Here is a 20,346-nt window from a genome sequence, read left to right as displayed (position 1 = left end):
ATATATGGATATTCTCGGTATAGATATCGGGACAGTAAGTGTAAAGTATATTCGATGGCAAGGTAAAAAGGATAAAGGAAATCTTGTTTCAAAAGGCAATTATATCTATCAGGGTGATTTCAACGATCTTGCTGCAATACTTTCCGATATAAAAACAAAGGAGGGTATCAATATAGAAATAGCGCTGAGCATAACCTCTCAGGAAATTCTGAAGAAGACATTTACAATTCCTATCCTGCCGAAAGAGGAAATAAAGGAAGCCATTAACTGGTCTGCCTCAAAAATTGTTTCAATGCCTCTTGAAGAAATGGTTTACGAATATGTAATGCTTGGCGAGACAGATGAAAGGGGAATAAGAAAAGAAGAAGTTATGTTTGCAGGAATTCAAAGGGATTATGTGAATAATATATTGTCATTATTTGATAATACCGGGTTTAAAGACGTTGTCCTTGTAACAGACATAGGCTTTACATATACTCCTGTCGTAGAAGACAGAACTGATGGCTCTATTGTAGTGGTTGATATAGGAGGAAGACAAACTGGTATATATATATTTTACAAAAAGAAACTCAGGTTTGTAAGAGAGATTATGACAGCATCAGAGAGTTTTACTGATGTTTTAATTAGCGGACTCGGACTCACCTATGATGAAGCGGAAGAATATAAACGGGAAAAAGGATTTGACGACAGGTCAAGCGAGATTTTAAATCTGCCCTTTGAGAGACTTATGGGGGAGATACAGAGAACATTCAGCGTGTATAATCAAAAAAGCCCGGATACGCCTATTGTAAAAGTTTATTTGGCCGGCAGAGGCTCATCTATTCCTAACATTGCAGATAAATTAAGGAACTCCCTTGCTGAAGAAATTGGATACCTCGATATGCCGGCAAACATTGAAAATGATTATTTACCGGCATATGTACTATGCACCCGGAAAGAACTGCTTGTTAATCTTCTACCACCTGAGATTAAGATACGGGAAAAAGAAACAATCTATAAAAAATGGATAATGATAGGAACAATAGGCGTTCTGGCATTGCTCATAATCCTTTCTTTAAATGTCTGGAGCAACTATAGCAAGCCTGGATTAGCTATTGGTTCAAAAAAAACAAGCATTATAAATAAAAAAGAACAACTAAAACAAATTGGCGGCGCTGTCTCTCCTTCCAGGTACAATGAGCTTGTACCCTTGCTGAATGAAACACAAAGAAAAGACAACACCTTTATTTTATTAATGAAGTATTTATCATCTCATCTGCCAAAGGATGTATTTTTAAAGGAAATAGGATTTACCAGAGAAAGAAAAATTGTGATGCCGCCTAAGGATACTCAAAAAGATGCATCGTCTCAGGAAGCTATAAATTCAAAAGACGTCCTGAAAGAAACGGTAAAAGAAGATACTGCAAAAGATCTTGCGCAGGCCGCTACACTGACATTCGGAAATCATTATATTGTAGAAATAAAAGGGTATATCTATGGCGAAGTGGAGATGTTTGAACCAATGCTGTTGAGTTTTATCATCATGCTTGACAAATCCGGATTTATTCAAAATATAAAGGTATCGAGCAAAGAGTTAAAAGAAATAAGGAACATAAAAGTAATGGAGTTCGTTATTGCCGGAAGGTGTGCTGCTTATGAAATTTAAACCCTTATATATATGGCTTGCAGCGCCTGTAATCGTTGTCATTGTATGGACACTGGCATTTTATATGCCTTTATTATCTAAGACCAAAATAAAAAACCAGGAACTTTCCAAGTTGAAAATGGAAGAACAAGGGATAAATAATGATATCAGCAACATGCTTCAGATCAAGGATAAAGGCATTAAAATAGAGCACCTATTAAAAACATCTCAGGCAATAATTCCTGTTCTTGACGAATTTCCCGGAGTTATGAAAGATATAGTAATGACGGCAAAAAAAAGCGGCTTACTTATTACAGATTTTAATAGTTCACTCAGTTCAATTGATAAAAAGAGAACATCTACGTTGATATACCCTACAATTGAAATCGGATTAAAGGGAAGGTTTTTAGAAATGGGAAAATTCCTGGAGGAACTGGAGAACCATAACTCTTTTAAAGGAATTTTGAATGCAAGGCTGTCCTATGATGAAAAGGAATACCCTGTTTTAGCTGGAATATTTGTGATAGAATTCAAAGCATGGAAGGAAAAACAGATACTTGAAAGTAAGTAAACCCATTATAATTGCCCTCATACTTACCATAGTATTTTCGGCATATATGCTTTTTTTTACAGGGAAAAAGAAGCTGCCGTCCAAAACAACCCTCCCTGCAGATACTGCCGCGACAACTCCTCAGTCTTCGTCACAATTTTCCGCAATCCCTGTTGAGCTGTTTGAAAGACCTAAACAGCAAATTGCAAAAACTAATTTCATATGGGACAGAGACCCTTTTCAACTGCCAAAATCGGTAGATGAAAAACGCGTTGAGCAACCCAGAATAGGGCTTAAACTGCTTGCTATACTTGAAAGTAATAAAGGAAGGCTTGCAATCATCGGCAATGACATTGTAGAAAAAGGTGATTTTATAGGAGACGAAAAAGTTCAGGAAATATGGAAAGACAGGGTTATTCTTGTTCGTAAGGGCAACAGGAGGGTGATTCCTGTGGCAAGCATTGTTGGCGAAGCATCTTCAAAAGAACCCTCAATAGAGGTGCAAAAATGAGAATGCGTTTTTTTTACTTTGCAGCATTTTTTCTACTTTTTTCATCATGTTCTTCTGTCGAGTCTGTTAAGGAAAAGCCCAAAATTGTCCAACCCGTTGATATTGGAAGCCCTGTAATGCCTCAAATGGAAAAGGTAAAAAAAATAGAAATTGAAGGACCGAAAGAGGTCTTTTCATTTTCATTGAGAGAAGCTGATATAAAAGATGTACTGAGAGCTATTTCCAAACAGACCAATTATAACGTTATTATTGAACCTGACGTAAAGGGTGCATGTACTGTAGATTTAAAAAATGTAACACTTAACAAAGCACTCGAATATATACTTGAGCCCCTCAATTATTCATTTAAAATTGAGGATAAAAGCGTTTATGTTTCAAAACCGAAGATTGAAACACGTATTTTTACACTTAATTATATTACATTAAATAAAACAGGAATTGGCATCATAAGCGGAGCAACCTCAACCGGAAGGAACACAGCACAAACACAAACTTCCAGCACAGTCACCGGCAGCACGACAGGAGCCGTACCTGGCGGCACAGGTGCAACAACAGCAACCGGCGGCGGTCAGGCAAATATTGTAGTATCAACGGGTACGGAAACTGATTTATGGAGAGATATAGAAAACAATATAAAAACTTTCCTTTCTCCCCAGGGAAAATTTATCTTAAACAGGCAGGCTTCGGTAATCATGGTTATGGATTACCCGAAAAATTTAAAACATATTGCACTTTTCCTTGAAACGGTTGAGGGAACCGTTCAAAGACAGGTAATGATAGAAGCCAAGATTGTTGAAGTATTGCTCACCGAAGAATCAAAGGAAGGTATCAACTGGAGCCTTATCGGTGCCCAATGGCAAGGATTTGCATTAAATATCGAACAGGCACTTGTAACTACTCAAACACAATATTTTAATATACCTAATTTGAAAACGCTGCCTACAGCCCCTGAACAATATATACGTTTCGGTGTAGGAAGAGGTAGATTTGATTCTTTTATTGACCTTCTGAGAACACAGGGCAAAATAAACATTGTTTCAAGCCCGAAGATCTCAACCCTGAATAACCAGAGAGCTGTTATAAAAGTCGCAACTGAAGATGTGTTCTTCGAAACAACAACAACGGTATCTTCCGGCAACCCTCCGGTAACCACTTCAACACCAAAATATGTAACTATCGGGCTTGTTCTCGATGTCGTGCCTCAGATAGACAATATAGGTAATATAGTCATGAATATACACCCAATGCTTACTGAAAAGATCCGTACTGCTGAGTCAACGGTAGGCGGCACAAAGGTCACCGCACCTGTTCTTTCTGTGAGAGAGGTAGACACCCTTGTTAAGGTGAGGGAGGGTGAATCTGTAATAATAGGCGGACTTATAAAAGACTTTTCAACAAATGATGAGCAGGGTATAAAGGGCCTCATGTCCATACCGGGGTTGGGAAGTTTTTTTAAGACAAAGACAGATTATTCATATAGAAGTGAACTTGTCATATTCTTAACACCGATGATAATATATGGAAAGGATTCCCAATGAGTCTTATCCTTGATGCCCTAAAAAAGGCTCAGGAGGAGAGGAAAAAGGTCAAACCCGATGTCCGGAGCAGTATACAGACTGTGTATACAAAGAATAAAAACATTTTTTATATCACTCTGTCAGCCATAACAGGTATCGTTTTACTTGTTTCTATTCTGCCTATGATGCTTAGAACAAAACCAATTCAGCCTTCTTCAAAAATATTTGCTTCAAAAGGGCAGCCCGTCATGCAACGGGTAGAAAAGACAGTTGAAAAGGCACAACCTGCTGAAGTGAAAGAACCTGATACGGAACTAAAACCTGTTGACAAGGTTGGAGCAACAACAAAAATTGAGGAAAAAGCAAATACAAAGGGAAATGAAAAAACTGAAACTTCTGCAAAAACATCCTTCAATGCAAAATCCGAAGATAAAACATTGAAAAATAAGTCTCGTAACTTAGAAACAAATGCCACAGAAACAGTTCATGGAAAAATAACAGGCCTTGAACCTAAAGAGATTCCAGCTCTGAAAAAGAAAACTGCCAGGTTAAAGAGTACCTACGTAAATACCTCCGCCTTGCCTGTCAATCCGAGAAAAGAAATTCCTTCGGCATCAATGGAGCACACGAAGGTTGTTGTAATGAAGGTTGATGAAGAAAGAATTATGTCTATGTACAACGAAGCGCTTTTAGAAACAGAAAAAGGCAGAACAAAGGAGGCGAAGAAGCTGTATTTAAATATTTTATCAGAACAGCCTAATAACATAGAGGTTTTGAATAATCTTGGCGTTATTGCCATGAGAGAAGGTAATGCAAACGAAGCATTGATGTATTTTAGAAGGATTCTCGAAAAAAAACCTGATTACACAAAAGCATATAACAATACAGGCATCATTTTTATGAGAGAAGGAGACAGGAAACTTGCAGAAGAATATTTTAAAAAAGCGATCGACATGGATAAGGACGGAGCTGAAGCCTATATTAACCTTTCCGGCCTTTTGCGTCATCAAAAGAGGTATGATGAGGCTTCGAGAGTCCTTGAGAATTTGATCAGGAGAGGCAACAAAAACCCTTCAACATATTTATCTATTGCGCTTATAAAGGACGACATGGGCGAAATTAAAGAGGCTATTAAATATTACAGGTTTTACCTACGAGAAGGCGGCAAGATAGAGGAAAAGAACAAAGTTATTGAGAGGTTAAAAATTCTTGAAGAAAGTCAATTTAACAGAAATAGTTGAAAAGGGTATTTCTCAAGGAGTAAAAAGTATATTTTTTTTCAAGGATCTGCCGCCGTTAGGGAACAATAGAAACATTATTAAACTAAATGATGTTGTCCTTGGAAGTGAAGAAATAAACAGTCTATTAAAAACAACGGCAACGGCATGGCAGTACGAAACCTTCGAAGGGAAAAAAGAACTTGATTACAGCTATGAAATAAACGGACTTGGGAGATTCAGGATAAACGCCTTTTTAAGGATGGGAAACATAGGGCTCGTTATGAGACCCATCCCAAATAAAGTTCCCTCTTTCAGCGCACTCGGCCTTCCGGAGATATTAAAAAAACTCACAAAAAAACAAAATGGTTTAGTCCTCATCACTGGTCCCACTGGTAGCGGGAAATCAACTACCCTCGCATCCTTGATTGATTTAATCAATAAAGAACGCGCCTGCCATATTGTAACGATTGAAGACCCCATCGAATTTGTATATAAATCTGAAAAATCCATTATAAGCCAACGTGAAGTAGGTAAAGATACAAAATCTTTTCAGTCAGCTCTTAAAAGGGTACTCAGAGAAGATCCTGATGTGATACTTGTCGGCGAGATCAGAGACAGCGAAACGATGAAGATCGTAATTGAAATGGCCGAAACAGGTCATCTTGTATTTTCAACTCTTCACACGATAAACGTAGTCCAAACTCTCAATAGAATAATTGATTTTTTTCCTGAATATGAAAAAAACCAGATACGCAATCAACTATCCCAGCTGCTTCAATGCGTTGTATCTCAAAGGCTTGTTCAGAGAGCAGATGGTAAAGGCTTTGTATGTGCATGCGAGGTCATGACTACAACTCAATCAATAAAAACCCTTATTAAAGAAGATAAAGTCCATCAAATATTTTCTATAATGGATATTTCAAAGAAAGATGACATGATTTCCATGGATAAATCACTTCTCAAGCTTTATGAAAATGGGTTGATAGATATGCCTGAAATGATTTTTGAATCCTCAAAAGAAAAAGGCTTTATTGAACGTATTTTTGAAACCACACCTAATAAAAATCAAACATTGACCGGCATTAGACCGTTGAAACTTGAAAAAGAAATGATTCTTTATGAGGCTGATTTCAGTCTTAATAACCTCAGCTTTTTTGATGCATCAGGTATGCTTTTTGATACGCCTATAGGGCTTTTATTCAGAGACAGGGGGCCTCTTAAAGAAGATCTTAATTTTATTGCCGATTATACTATTTTAAACGGCAAAAAAAATATTTTTTCTCTAAAGAGTTTTTGCAACCTTTCCTATAAAATTCTGGAGACTAAAGTTGAAAAAGCCTGGTATTTATTCAGACTCAGAATGGTGTCAGACAACAACGAAGATATTGAAATCCCTAAGATCCCCCTGGAGCTCATCAAAGATAACGAATGGCATACATTGACAATACCTGTTTCTAAGGTTTATAGTGGGAAAACCGTTAAATGTTATATGTTGTTATTCGATAATGACATAAAAGAAATAGCCTTTAATAATATATTTTTTGTATAAAGTATTAATTTTACATTAAGAAGCAAAGCGTCGGCTATGAAGAGCAGTCACAAGGCTGCATCTTCATTTCTGAATTACACAGACTGTCTTCTGCAGATTAAAACTTGCAGAAATCATGAGTTACTGGTTTTTTAAGTAGTTGATATTGCAATTTTTTTGTAAACATTAACTAAATAAAAGTTTTTTTATAATTTTAGTGAGGCTTATATGAATATTAAAGATATGCTGCATTTTATGATTGAAAAAAGCGCATCGGATTTGCATCTTATAGCGGGCATCCCGCCTTCCATAAGGATTGACGGCGAGCTCTCTTATATCCACGCAACTTATCTAACCGAGAAAGACCTTAAATCCTTTTTTGATGAACTTGTTGAAGATTCTGCAAAAAAAAATGCTTTTTTTAATGACCGGGAGCTTGATTTTGCCTACGAATTAAAAGGGAAAGCCCGTTTCAGGGTGAATGTATATTTTCAAAAAAGTATAATTGCATTCGCCATAAGGCTTATCCCCGTGAACATTCCCAAGTTGGAAGATTTAAATTTGCCGAACATCTTAAAAGATCTGACAAGAAAACCAAATGGCCTGATTCTGGTTACTGGGCCGACAGGGAGCGGAAAATCAACCTCTCTTGCAGCAATGATTGACATGATTAATGAAGAACAATCTCTTCATGTGGTAACAGTTGAAGATCCCATAGAATACGTCTATAAGCCAAAGAAATCTATTATTTCCCAGAGAGAAGTTGGTGAAGATACGCTGTCTTTTTCAAATGCGCTAAAGCGTGTATTAAGACAGGACCCTGATGTGATACTGATCGGCGAAATGAGGGACCTTGAAACCATGCAGGCAGCCATTACTGCAGCCGAAACAGGTCATCTTGTATTTTCTACTTTGCATACTACAAGTGCCTCCCAGACTATAGACAGAATTATAGACGTTTTTCCCCCTTACCAGCAACCACAGATTCGCTCCCAGCTTTCCATTACGCTTCAGGGCGTAATAACGCAGAAACTTTTAAAGAGAATCGACATAAAGGGCAGAATACCAACAACTGAGGTGCTTATTATTACACCTGCTGTTAGAAATATGATACGGGAAGGAAAAACTTATCAGGTATATTCTTCCATTGAACTCGGAAAGGAATATGGAATGCATACCATGGAACAGAACCTCAATGATCTTTTAAGCAGGAGAATTATAAAATGGGAAGACGCATATGCGGTGGCAAGTATGGCAGATTACATCAAACATCAGGTGACAGGTGATAATAAATGATTCAACGGATTAGAAAAAAGCTGGGCGAAATCCTTATAGAAGCTAAAAGATTACAAGAGGAAGATATTTACAAAGCGCTTGTCGAACAAAAAAAATACGGTGAGAGACTTGGCAAAGTACTTATCAAGATGGGCCTTCTTACAGAAAAGGATATTATTGATACGGTCAGCAAACAGCTTGGAATACCAATAGTTAATCTCGACGAAAAAGACATACCCAAGGAACTGGTGAAGTTAATCAGCGAGGATATTGCAAAAAATTATCTCATAATTCCCTTTGAGAGGCGTTTTAATGTCTTAAAACTCGCCATGGTTGACCCTCTGGATATAAACGCAATGGATGAGGTCACAAGAATTGTAAGAATGGAAGTGGATCCATGCATAACTACCGAAGGAGAGATGAAAAGAGCTCTTGAAAAATATTATGGCGTAAAAACAATTGTGGAAGAGACTCTTCAAAAAATGAAAGAGGAAGAAGCAACTGTTAAGCCGGAAGAGGAAGAGGAAGAGGAAGAGGAAAAAATCACTTTTGAATCCGGTGATGAGGAGCCTGTAATAAGATTTGTAAATAGTCTTCTTACACAGGCAGTAGCTGATAGTGCGAGTGATATTCATATAGAGCCCGGCGAAAAAACATTAAGGATACGGATGAGGATAGATGGAAAGTTGAGAGAAATACCGGCGCCGCCGAAAAAAATGTTTCTTCCTATAGTATCGAGAATAAAAATTGTAGCGGGCATGGATATTGCTAAATCAAGAATCCCCCAGGATGGACGGTTCGATATAAAAGAAGGTACAAAAGACCTCGGTATAAGAGTTTCCACATATCCGACAATATACGGGGAAAAGGCTGTTTTGAGAATGCTAGATAAAAGTGCTGCTCTTTATGGTATAGACAGGATAGGTTTTTTTTCCGATGATGAAGAAAAAATCAAAAACGTCATAAAAAGACCATACGGTTTTATTCTTTCTACAGGCCCCACAGGCAGCGGTAAGTCTACTACACTTTACGCAATACTCAACTATATCAATACACCGGAAAAGAATATTATTACCATAGAAGATCCGGTTGAATATACTATCGAATCAATTTCACAGTCCCAGGTAAACCCAAGAGCCGGACTTACTTTCGATGTAGGTTTAAGAGCAATTTTAAGACAGGACCCCGATGTTATAATGGTAGGCGAAATAAGAGACAGGGAAACTGCAACAATCGCAGTCCATTCAGCTCTTACAGGTCATATCGTGCTTTCAACATTTCATACAAATGATGCGGCAGGCTCTGCTACAAGGCTTGTGGAAATGGGCGTTGAACCTTTCCTTGTAGCCTCCTCATTAACATGCGTAATTGCACAAAGACTATTAAGAAAAATATGCCCGGATTGCAAAGAAGAGTATATGCCTGCCAGATCAGTTCTTGATAGTATAAATATTAAAGAAAATATCCCCCTTTACAGAGGCAGAGGATGCCCTGTATGTAAATATACCGGCTATAAAGGAAGGACGGGCGTGTTCGAAGTCCTCATTGTTGACGATAGCATACGTGCGCTCATTGTCGACAAATCTTCCAGTGAAGTCATCAAAAAAGCTGCAAAGGCACGTGGTATGATGGAAATGAAGGATGATGCAGTGAGAAAAGCTATTGCCGGCATTACTACTCTTGAGGAAGCTTTAAATACAACAAAGATAGATTAAAATGGGGAAATTCGCTTACAGAGCAAGAGATGACAGAGGTTCTCTGATACAGGGTATTATGGAAGCGGAGAGCAGAGGCATAGTCTACATACAATTAGACAGTATGGGCTTGCTTCCCGTATCGGTCGAAGAAGAAAAGACCAGCTCTTTAGATTTGCAGGCATTTTTTGCTCGATACCAGAAGGTTAAATATGACGACCTTATTTTTTTTACCAGACAACTCCAGACTATTGTTAAAGCAGGTATTCCAATTATATCCGGTCTTAAAGCACTTGAAGAACAGACCACAAACGCAAGGTTAAAGCAGATAATAAGGAACATTTATCAGGATATTGATAAAGGTGTGGGTTTTTCCGATGCCCTTGAAAAACATAAAGGTGTATTTCCCGAAATGTACATAAGTATGGTCAGGGCTGGTGAAATGGGCGGTTTACTCGAAGATGTCCTTGAAAAGCTTTCAGGCATTCTGGAATTTCAAATGAAAACAAAAGAGATGCTTAAATCTGCCACGCGATATCCGATTATGGTTATAAGCGGAATTGTTGTGGCTTTTTTTGTGATAGTAACATTTGTAATACCACGTTTTGCAGTCCTGTTTAAGGCTTCCAAAGTAGAGCTCCCGCTTCCTACAAAAATCATGATTTTTATCAATACACTGGTTCAATCATATGGCATATATACTTTCAGTGCCATTGGCGCCATTATTACTGCGCTGATATTATATATACGAACTGAAAAAGGTAAATTGATTTATGATAAAAATAAATTAAAGATCCCTCTTATCGGACAGATAATATTAAAAATATGTATGAGCCGCTTTGCTTATATGTTTGAGAATTATGGTAAGGGCAGGCGTTCCTATCATGAGGACCCTCGAAATAGTTGCAAGAACAGTCGGGAATGAATATATCGCCCAGAAGATTATTGAAATACAGGGTAAGATAGAAAAAGGTAAGGGCATATCAAAACCTTTAAAAGACAGCAAAATATTTCCACCACTTGTCATACACCTTGTATCAACAGGCGAAGATACGGGTTCACTTGAAGAAATGCTTCGAGAAGTATCTATACATTATGACAGGGAGGTTACATATTCAATCAATCGTTTGTCAGCATGGATAGAACCTATTATGACGATTGTTCTGTCTGTTATAGTATTATTTTTAGCCCTTGCCGTAATGATGCCCTGGTGGAACATGATGCAGGCTTTAAGGGGAGGATAAACAATGAAAAGTATATTTAACGATCCAAAGAACTTACGGTATAGCTTAAATACCATTATACCTTTTGTTGTGTTTCTTACAAGCATCCTCTCGGCTATGATCGGATATAGAAGCGCATTACATTTTTACGACAGTTATTTTATTTCTATTTTTATAGTCTCTCTTTTTTCTGCATTTTGTTCATTCTTAGCTGTATCGGCCATCACTCAACCTGTTATAAATCTCGTGAAAAAAGTCGAGCATATTGTAAGGTTCGGCGAATTCAGAAAAGAAAAAGGTCAAATGATGGAGGTTTATACTCTTATAGAAAAACTAACAGAAATGGCAAAGCATAATAAGTTTGGGGGAGAAAAAACGCACAGCGATATGAAAAAAGATATTGAGAGACTTGATTACATCGTACCCCTGGGCTACATGTCCCTTATGGTGGCACATGAAGTAAGAAACCCTCTTAACACCATAACGGGCATGAGTGAGCTTTTAAAAGAAAAATTGATCGGGGAACAGGCAATGTCATATGTTAACGCAATATTGGATTCTGCAAAAAAAATAGATATATTTACAAAAGAATTGCTTGATTTTACTGATGACGGAATTGAACATGAAGAGTTTGATATAAATACGATCATTAAAGAATCAATGGATAGTTTACACAAACAATTCGACCATGTTAAATGCGATTTCGTCACGGATACTGAAAATATCATTTTCAGAGGAGATAAAACGAGGATTTTTCAGGCTGTTAATAATTTATTGAAGAACGCTTTTCAACATGAAGCTGCAGGCGGATATGTAAAAGTAGAAACAAAATGTAATAATATCCTGAAAATTCTGGTATACAATAAGAGTTCAAGCATCAAAACCGAAGACATTGAGGCAATATTTAAACCTTTTTTCTCAAAAAGAAAAGGTGGACGAGGCCTCGGGCTTTTTATAAGCATCAGAAATATCAGAATGCATGGTGGGGACATAAACGTAGAAACAAGTAACAATGGAACAACATTTACCATAACTTTACCGGGTTCTAAATGAACGAACAGATTATTATTATTGAAGATGATGGCGGCGTCAGATTTTTCCTTGAAGAGGCGTTAAAAGGGGAAGGCTATGCCGTATCCTCTTATGAATCCTATGAAGATGCATATATAAGCATTAATAGGAATATTGCTCTTATTATAATGGATATTAAACTCCCCGGCGTTGATGGTTTAACTGCCATTGATGAGATTAAGAAAAAGGTTAACACTCCTATCATTATTATTACAGCTTTTGGAACAAAGAAAAACGCCATGGAAGCGATAGAACGCGGTGCAACTGATTTTTTTATTAAACCGATTGCCCTTGATGAACTGAAGATCATAGTAAAAAGGGTTCTGCATAAAAAAGGGATTGAGGAAGCGATAGAGCGCACGAAAGAGGAAGCACTTTCTGATACGGAACATTATGGAGTAATAGGCAAATCTTCTTCAATGAAAGAAATATTCAGAACTGCAGATAAAATTGCTGAAAAGGATATATCTGTTTTAATTACAGGAGAAACTGGCGTTGGTAAAGAAGTCATTGCCCATCTAATCCATCGGCTATCAAAGAGGAAGGGTATGTTCGTCGTTGTAAATTGCGCTTCAATACCGGATAATCTGCTTGAAAGCGAGCTTTTCGGTTATGAGCGGGGAGCCTTTACCGGTGCTTCTCAGACAAAGCAGGGAAAATTTGAGTTAGCCGACAATGGTACCATTGTCCTTGACGAAATTGGTGAGATGAGCCCTTATCTTCAGGCAAAGCTTCTAAGGGTCATTGAAACAAGGGAAATTGAAAGATTAGGGGGGTTAAAAAACAGGAAGGTAGATCTGAGAATAATGGCAACTACAAACAGAATTCTCGAAACAGAAATAAAAGGCGGAAAATTCAGGGAAGATTTGTTTCACAGGCTTTCTCAGATTCATATTATGATTCCACCGCTACGGGAAAGGAAGGAAGACATAAACCACTTAATAGACCGTTTCTTACTTGATGCTTCAAAAGAGACAGGAGAGTTTATAAAGATCGAGTCTGCGGTTAAAAAAATCATGATAGAACACAAATGGCCCGGCAATGTTAGAGAACTTATCAATGTAATAAAGAGATCATCCATCATGTGTGAGGGAGGAATTGTCACAATAGACGACTTACCGCTTTACCTGCGCGGTGATTTTTCGGTACAGGATATTTTTTCATCTGGTAAAACCCTGGATGACGCAATCTCTGAAGTAGAAAGAAAAATGATAACGGATGCTTTAAACAGAACAAAAGGGCATCAGGCAAAAGCAGCAAAACTTCTTGGTATTACCGAGAGAAGCATGTGGTACAGGGTAAAAAAATACAATGTGGAAACATTATCTGAATAGAATTTTAAGGTATTTAAATTGCAAACAATTATATTCTTTAGGAAGATAATCCTGTCTATGGGGTATGCTTAATGATTTGCGTAAAAAATTCAAAAGGTTTTACTCTTATTGAAATTATAATTATTATTGTAATCTTAAGCATTCTCGCGGCAGTTGCAGTTGTAAAATATATAGATCTGGGACGAGACGCTGCAGATGGAGTTTCCGAGAGTATACTCGGAACTCTTCGCAGTTCCAATAGCATGATCCATTCTTCAAGGATATTATCTAACAATACAGCTACATATACAATGGGTGATGTAGCCGGGAACGCAAATATCCAAGGTGCCGTATATAATGTGAGCGGGGACAGGACTTTGGATGTAACTATCAAAAGTTATACTTATATATATACTATGGATACCTTCGGACAAGCGCCTACAACGCTACCGAAAATAAATTTCGGCACAGGCAGTGGGTGTTTTATAGCAACGGCTGCTTACGGTAGTTACCTTGATCCTCATGTTATTGCTCTGAGGGAATTCAGAGACAGGTATCTGCTTACAAACAGGATCGGGACAATTTTTGTTGAATTTTATTATCGTTATTCTCCTTTAGCCGCCAGTTTTATAATAAAAGACTGCAGATTACGTATCTTATCAAGGTTTATGCTTACCCCGCTTGTGTATGCCGTTAAATTTCCGTTCCTGTTTCTACTGCTCTTTTTATCTTCTCTTATATCCGGTTTTGTTCTGTCATTGAAAATCAGGAGATATTAAATCACCTCCATATTTTGTAGCATAACTACAAAAATTGTGATGTTTTTTTATCAATAGCTTTATACAACACTCTTACTTTATGGAAATATTGCTCAAACAACTGCTCAAATTTACTTGATTTCCGTCTTCATAATAGATAATTAACAATTTTATTAATGATACATAATATTGTGGTATATTTATTGCTTTTATATAATATAATACGTAGATCAATCAAGGAGGTTTTTAATATGAATGTAATCAGGCATTCAAAAGGTTTTACACTCATTGAACTCATTATTATTATCATTATACTCGGCATTCTTGCTGCAGTTGCAGTCCCGAAGTATATTGATATGAGGAAAAATGCAGCCGATGCAGCGGCAGATGCATTACTCGGCACGATGAGAAGTGCAAACAGCATTGTATTCTCAAACAGGGTGCTTAACAACACAACAGGTGCTTATACAATGGCGGATATTCTTGCTCAGGTGCAGTCCGACGGGGTAACATTTTTTGGAACGGCAAATACCACTGTGGGCGTAACAATCAGCGGGAATACTTATGTGTATACATTATCACCGCAGCCTAATGTACCAAACACTCTTGGCAACATATCGAGATAGTTTAGATGAAACTTGCCTGTAATATGCTGCAATATATGTATATACAAGTAGAATTTGAAAAAAGTATAAAAATGGCAGGAGTTATAAAATGAACATATCCAAGCATTCAAAAGGTTTTACACTCATCGAACTCATTATTATTATCGTCATTCTGGGTATTCTTGCGGCAGTTGCAGTCCCGAAGTATATTGATATGAGGAAAAATGCCGCTGACGCTGCAGCAGATTCGTTACTCGGCGCGATGAGAAGTGCGAACAGTATCGTATTCTCGAACAGGGTACTAAACAACACAACAGGTTCGTATACTATGGGAGTTATTTTAAATCAGGTGCAGTCCGACGGTGTAACATTTTTTGGAACGGCAAATACCACTGTTGGCGTCACAATCAGTGGAAACACTTACGTGTATACGTTATCGCCGACTCCTGTTGTACCTACTACACTTGGCAACATATCAAGATAGAAACACATTATGTGGATACAAGGAGGAGCCTTTATAACACCACCCTCCTTGGAATTTAATAAAAAAAGAGTTGGAAGGAGGTGTAAAAAGTATAACAAGGGCAAAAGGGTATTATTGATTTGCATCTTATGATAATGCAAAATGTAAAAAATATTTAAAAGGAGGAATGTATGAAATTATTAAGAAATAAAAAAGGTTTTACCCTCATTGAGCTTATTGTAGTTATTATTGTGCTCGGCATACTTGCAGCAGTGGCTGTTCCAAAATTCGCAGACCTTCAAAAAGATGCGGCAAGAGGCGTAGCAAATGGATTTCTCGGAGCTTTAAGGGGCGCAAATATGATCCAATACGCAACAATGGCTATGGGCGGCACTACTGGAGCATACACATGGACTGACGTTCTTGCCAGAGTGGATTATCAAGGTATAGATGCCCCTACCATAGGTGGACAAACAATTACCATCAAGGTTTCGGGTTTTGAGTTTCAATTTTCTATGTCCCCGGCACCCAACGTACCTACCGGCTATGCAGGTATACAAACTAGCGGCGCCAATTGGTAACATTCTTATGAAGAGACAAAAAGGGGGATATTCGTATCCCCCTTTTTTATACCTATTCTCTCCTTATAAATGATATTCGGTTATTTTTTACTTTTTATCGTTACAGTTATCTATTTCAATCCTATGCTGTCTTCAAAATATATTTTTATAGAAAGGGATCTTTCTGCCTTTTTTATACCTCCAAAAATTCTATGGGTCAAACTCGTCAAGTCTTTTCAACTTCCCCTGTGGAACCCCTATAATTACTCAGGCATCCCCCTGCTTGCAACCTTGCAACCAGGTGTTTTTTATCCGCCTCATATTTTATATCTTTTTTTACCATTCAATATTGTATGGAACTGGTTGATTATTTTACATTTTTACTTTGCCGGTATAACTACGTGCCTTTTTTTAAGATACTGTAAAGCTTCGAAGACAGCTTCCTTTGCAGGCGGAATTATTTTTATGCTCTCAGGATACCTCATGTCTGTCCATAATCTGCTCCCACATCTTTTTTCAGTATCCTGGTTTCCTCTTATTATTATGTTTTTTCTTCAATATTTTGATAATAAGAAAAAAAAATATCTGGCTTACACAGCCCTTTCTCTTACCATGCAGTTTCTTGCAGGCGCGCCTGAAATTGTTATTATGACAATATTCGTATTAATAATAATAACGATCTTTCTTAATTTATTTATAACCGATGAAGCTTTTTCGGGCAATATTAACACAATATGGAGCTTCCTGAAAAACAGTTTCAATTGTTCTTTTCTGTCATTTATGCAAAAGCATAGGTGCAGATGTTTAAAAAAGTTCTTTACCCCGGTTTTCACTGGAGTGACTGACTTTAAACTTTTGCAAGATACTCTATGGAAAATAATAAAAGAAAGGGTAATCGCCATATCCCTTGTTTTACTTCTTTTTATTCTTCTATCCTCAGTCCAGTTGCTTCCTTTTTATGAATTAAAAATAAACAGTATAAGGACAAGCGGTTTAACATATAAAGAAGCAATAATCTGGTCTTTTGCATGGAAGGATTTTGTACAGTTTTTTCTTCCTGATTTTTATGGTTATATGCTTGATACTCAAAAATACTGGCAAAATCAATCATGGTTGAAAACAGTATATCTTGGCGTTATTCCATTTATTCTATCTTCTTTTTATTTTATATCGAGAGACAGAAAAAAATGGGTTTTTATAATACTGATTTTTATATCGTTCTTGTTTGCCCTTGGAGGTAATACGCCGCTGTATAGGTTTCTTTATCATATCCCTCCTTTCAGTAGCGTAAGGTATCCTGTAAAATTTCTTTTTGTATTTTTCTTTGTTATTGCAGTTACATCAGGCCTTGGTTTTGATCTTTTAAAAAAAGGTGTGGCCGAAAATACTGTGCGAGTTAAAAATATCGTATCTATTTCATTTTATTTCGGGTTTGCGCTTGTCATAATCTGGGGATATGTAGTCATTTTTAATGATAATATATATAATTTTTTAGATAAAATGGGGATAAAATCCCCTGCATATCATGATATTAATTTTAATCTCCATAATGTGAAAAGGTTTCTCTTTTTTTCATTTATGTTCTGCTTTATGCTGCTTTTATATCTCAGGTTAAAATACAAAAAGATTGTTTTTCAAATATTACTGTTTTTATTAACAGCAGATCTGTTTCTTGCCAGTTATGGCTTTTATTCTACAGTTCCCTGGAAAGCCTATATGGAAAATCATGATTTTTCGAAAAAACTTACAAATGTCAGAAATACTGAGCGTTATTTTGTTACTCCAAAAACAAATGCTGAATTTGATAGATTTCCTAAAGACCGGGGAATTCTGTCTTCATCGTACGCCGCAATCTTCGGGCTATATACTATGGGCGGTGCAGAAGTATTGAGGGTACAACAAAATGAAATTTATTTAATCACAATGTTTGGTGCAGGTACCCTTGAAGACGCTAAAAGGGGAATTGATGCTTCAGGCATCCGATATTTAATTACATCTCATAAAACTAAAAACAGCAAATTCAAGATTCTTAGCAATATTGCTATCGGCAAAGAAAAGGTGCATCTCTATGAATACCTGCCTTGTCCTGGAAGATTCCTTCTTTTTGACAGAATTCATTTTGTTAATAATGAGACAATGGCCATTGAAAAGCTTAAAGACAAAAGCATTGATTTAAAAAAGGAATTAATATTGATCACGGATTTAAAGGATACAAGAAACAATCCTCTTATCAAAGACAACAAGATTGGCAATATGGAAGATAATAAAGCAACATTGAGAAATCAAAAACCTGTAAAAACTAAAATAGAGCATAGAGGCAACGTAAAGCTGGTATCATACCTGGCTAACAAGGTTGTTCTGGAATATGAATCTGATAAAGATATGTTTTTATATGTAAGCGATACATTCTATCCAGGCTGGAAGGCATACATTGATAAAAGACAGACCAAAATATATAATGCGAACCTTGCTTTCAGGGCAATAGAAGCTCCAAAGGGCAAGCATGTTGTTGTCTTTAAGTATATTCCTGTCTCATTTTATTCAGGCCTACTTTTGACATTGATTGGTATCTCTTTATCCATTTATTTTATTAAGAGGCGTAAATGAAAAATATTATGCTCATATCCATTACCGCATATGCTTCTCTTTTAGGCGGTTATTTGTCACCGGCGAATGGGATTCTAATATTTTTTGTTCTCACAATTATTTTATTTTTATGGCTTTCTCAGACAATAGAGATAAAAAAAGATGCGTTTATTGTCCTGATATTTTCTCTCTATGCTGTAGCATCAACCTTATGGGCTGAGGATAAATGGGCTTCGATAATGTTTTCGTCTTCCTTAATTTCCGGAGCGTTATTGTATTTAATACTCAGGAATTATGAAGATCTGGGGAATAAACTTCTCTTTGTCCTTGTTTATTGTGGTGTTATAAATGGTATTTTTGGAATATTTCAGTTATGTAACGGTAATGATATTATTGGTCTATTCTATAATAGAAATCCTTACTCCGGTTTTTTAACACCTCTTGCCCCTATATCCATTTACCTTTATCACAGATCAAGCAAAACTGTTTTTTTGTATATGACTTCTTTTTTGATTTTCTCAAATCTTTTATCAAATTCAAAGGCTGGAATGATTTCTATGTTATTAGCCCTTATTGTTATTTTAATATATTTTCTTATTAAAAAGGATAAAAAGACGGCAAAAAGTATACTTTTAACAATATTCAGTGGTTTTGCCTTATATATTACTTTCAGGTACGTTATAGGATTTCTTATACAGTCCCCATCCATACCTTCTGCAGAGGGAGGCATGTTATCATCTTTTTACAGGTTTTACATCTTTGAAAAAACCATCAAATTGTTTTCGGATGCCCCATTGTTTGGCCATGGTATTAATTCTATAAGAGGTTTATTTAACACAGTAGCAAATCCTTTTCTTATCGATATGGAATCACACGTGCATGCGCATAATATATTCCTCAATATACTCATAGAGCTTGGCCTTGTTGGCTTTATATTATTTTTATTTTTTCTTTTTATAATTTTCAAAGGACCATTCTTTTCTTCCCGTTTTTTACTTAAAATATCTCTTTTGTCCTTTTTATTACATAATATGTATGAATACAACTTCCCTGCCCCACCCTTTCAGGCATTATTTTATACCCTATCTGCTTTAATAATTTCAGAAACGGATAGCAGGATTAATTATATTGAAGTCAAGTCATGGATGAAAAGGGCTGCAAATTATTTAATTTTGATTTTCTTTTTAACCTTGATTGTTCCGCAATATATCGGTTTTTATTATTTTGATAAAGCAAAGAAAACCATAAAAAGTCAGGATATAGACAGTGCGTACAGGTATTTATTGTACGCATCCACTTTTAGTTACGGTTCATCAATGGTACAGGAAAGTATGGCCGATTTTTTAAACCAGATTTATATGTCATCTTCTAACTTAAAAAATGATCAGTTGAAGCAAGATATAGAAAAGTACTACTTAAAGGCACTAAAATTAAATAGTGTTAATGGTGAAATATATGTCGGCATTGCAAAGTTTTATTACAAAACCGCCAGGTCCGGATTATCTGAAAAGTATCTTACTAAAGCAGTGAATCTCTTCCCTTACAACCAGTTTTATAAAATTGAAATGGCAAGATTTTACAAGGCAACAGGAAGAATTGCCGAGGCTATTACAATACTAACCGATATTGATAATTTTCTTTATAAATACGCCCCGTTTTTTCCTTTAAGAATAACAGTGTGCTTTGAGCTTGCGGAAAACCATAGGACAGAAGGCAATATGAAACTCTATCAAAATTACAGTGAAAAAGCTGAGAGATTTAAGAAACTTTTTAAAATAATCTAAGTCACACCTTGATGCAACGAAATATGCATGCTTAGGATGAGTTAAGGAAGTGTTTTTTTCGGTT

Annotated in this window: 15 protein-coding genes and 3 pseudogenes; all 18 read left to right on the top strand. The window is 36.5% G+C overall.

All coding sequences use genetic code 11. The features are described 5' to 3' along the window. Positions 1-4: 4 nt before the first annotated feature. The 18 genes and pseudogenes from pilM to NT010_13930 all read left to right on the top strand — a co-directional run bounded on the left by pilM (position 5) and on the right by NT010_13930 (position 20,282). Positions 5-1,645: a pilus assembly protein PilM gene (gene pilM / locus NT010_14015; GenBank protein MCX5807152.1), complete on the top strand. Its 1,641-nt coding sequence runs from the start codon at positions 5-7 to the stop codon at positions 1,643-1,645. Further along, a complete protein-coding gene (gene pilO / locus NT010_14010; protein ID MCX5807151.1) occupies positions 1,635-2,195 on the top strand; it encodes a type 4a pilus biogenesis protein PilO in 561 nt (186 codons plus the stop codon). Before pilM ends, pilO begins: the two co-directional genes overlap by 11 nt. Then, positions 2,182-2,685, top strand: coding sequence for a hypothetical protein (locus tag NT010_14005; GenBank protein MCX5807150.1), 504 nt, complete (start codon positions 2,182-2,184; stop codon positions 2,683-2,685). The genes pilO and NT010_14005 overlap by 14 nt, the downstream gene beginning before the upstream one ends. Next, positions 2,682-4,223 carry a secretin N-terminal domain-containing protein gene (locus NT010_14000; GenBank protein MCX5807149.1) on the top strand — a complete coding sequence of 514 codons (1,542 nt, stop codon included), beginning with the start codon at positions 2,682-2,684 and terminating at the stop codon, positions 4,221-4,223. Before NT010_14005 ends, NT010_14000 begins: the two co-directional genes overlap by 4 nt. Continuing rightward, positions 4,220-5,443: a tetratricopeptide repeat protein gene (locus tag NT010_13995; GenBank protein MCX5807148.1), complete on the top strand. Its 1,224-nt coding sequence runs from the start codon at positions 4,220-4,222 to the stop codon at positions 5,441-5,443. Before NT010_14000 ends, NT010_13995 begins: the two co-directional genes overlap by 4 nt. Beyond that, on the top strand, positions 5,412-6,971 hold the full coding sequence (locus NT010_13990) for a PilT/PilU family type 4a pilus ATPase (protein ID MCX5807147.1): 1,560 nt from the start codon (positions 5,412-5,414) through the stop codon (positions 6,969-6,971). Before NT010_13995 ends, NT010_13990 begins: the two co-directional genes overlap by 32 nt. 207 nt (positions 6,972-7,178) lie before the next feature. Then, positions 7,179-8,246 (top strand): type IV pilus twitching motility protein PilT, encoded by a 1,068-nt coding sequence (locus NT010_13985; protein ID MCX5807146.1) that lies wholly within the window; start codon positions 7,179-7,181, stop codon positions 8,244-8,246. Beyond that, positions 8,243-9,940 (top strand): ATPase, T2SS/T4P/T4SS family, encoded by a 1,698-nt coding sequence (locus NT010_13980; GenBank protein ID MCX5807145.1) that lies wholly within the window; start codon positions 8,243-8,245, stop codon positions 9,938-9,940. Before NT010_13985 ends, NT010_13980 begins: the two co-directional genes overlap by 4 nt. 1 nt (position 9,941) lies before the next feature. Next, positions 9,942-10,844, top strand: a complete 903-nt coding sequence (locus NT010_13975; GenBank protein ID MCX5807144.1) for a type II secretion system F family protein — start codon at positions 9,942-9,944, stop codon at positions 10,842-10,844. Further along, a complete protein-coding gene (locus NT010_13970; protein MCX5807143.1) occupies positions 10,804-11,163 on the top strand; it encodes a type II secretion system F family protein in 360 nt (119 codons plus the stop codon). The genes NT010_13975 and NT010_13970 overlap by 41 nt, the downstream gene beginning before the upstream one ends. 3 nt (positions 11,164-11,166) lie before the next feature. Further along, complete coding sequence (locus tag NT010_13965; GenBank protein ID MCX5807142.1) at positions 11,167-12,195, top strand: HAMP domain-containing sensor histidine kinase; 1,029 nt, start codon at positions 11,167-11,169, stop codon at positions 12,193-12,195. After that, positions 12,192-13,547: a sigma-54 dependent transcriptional regulator gene (locus NT010_13960; protein ID MCX5807141.1), complete on the top strand. Its 1,356-nt coding sequence runs from the start codon at positions 12,192-12,194 to the stop codon at positions 13,545-13,547. Before NT010_13965 ends, NT010_13960 begins: the two co-directional genes overlap by 4 nt. Positions 13,548-13,618: 71 nt before the next feature. Continuing rightward, the gene (locus NT010_13955; GenBank protein ID MCX5807140.1) at positions 13,619-14,305 is read left to right on the top strand and encodes a prepilin-type N-terminal cleavage/methylation domain-containing protein; all 687 of its coding nucleotides are present in this window, start codon (positions 13,619-13,621) and stop codon (positions 14,303-14,305) included. A 239-nt stretch (positions 14,306-14,544) separates the two neighbouring features. Then, positions 14,545-14,640: pseudogene (locus NT010_13950) on the top strand (prepilin-type N-terminal cleavage/methylation domain-containing protein). A 364-nt stretch (positions 14,641-15,004) separates the two neighbouring features. Continuing rightward, positions 15,005-15,103, top strand: a pseudogene (locus NT010_13945) (prepilin-type N-terminal cleavage/methylation domain-containing protein). A 440-nt stretch (positions 15,104-15,543) separates the two neighbouring features. Continuing rightward, positions 15,544-15,648 (top strand): annotated as a pseudogene (locus NT010_13940) (prepilin-type N-terminal cleavage/methylation domain-containing protein). A 729-nt stretch (positions 15,649-16,377) separates the two neighbouring features. Further along, a complete protein-coding gene (locus NT010_13935; protein MCX5807139.1) occupies positions 16,378-18,519 on the top strand; it encodes a YfhO family protein in 2,142 nt (713 codons plus the stop codon). Then, positions 18,516-20,282 carry an O-antigen ligase family protein gene (locus NT010_13930; protein MCX5807138.1) on the top strand — a complete coding sequence of 589 codons (1,767 nt, stop codon included), beginning with the start codon at positions 18,516-18,518 and terminating at the stop codon, positions 20,280-20,282. The genes NT010_13935 and NT010_13930 overlap by 4 nt, the downstream gene beginning before the upstream one ends. Positions 20,283-20,346: the final 64 nt, after the last annotated feature.

The sequence above is a fragment of the Pseudomonadota bacterium genome (assembly GCA_026388275.1).
Lineage (GTDB): Bacteria > Desulfobacterota > Syntrophorhabdia > Syntrophorhabdales > Syntrophorhabdaceae > JAPLKB01.
Note: the sequence above shows the minus strand (reverse complement) of the source record. Positions and strands in the feature narration are given on the sequence as shown.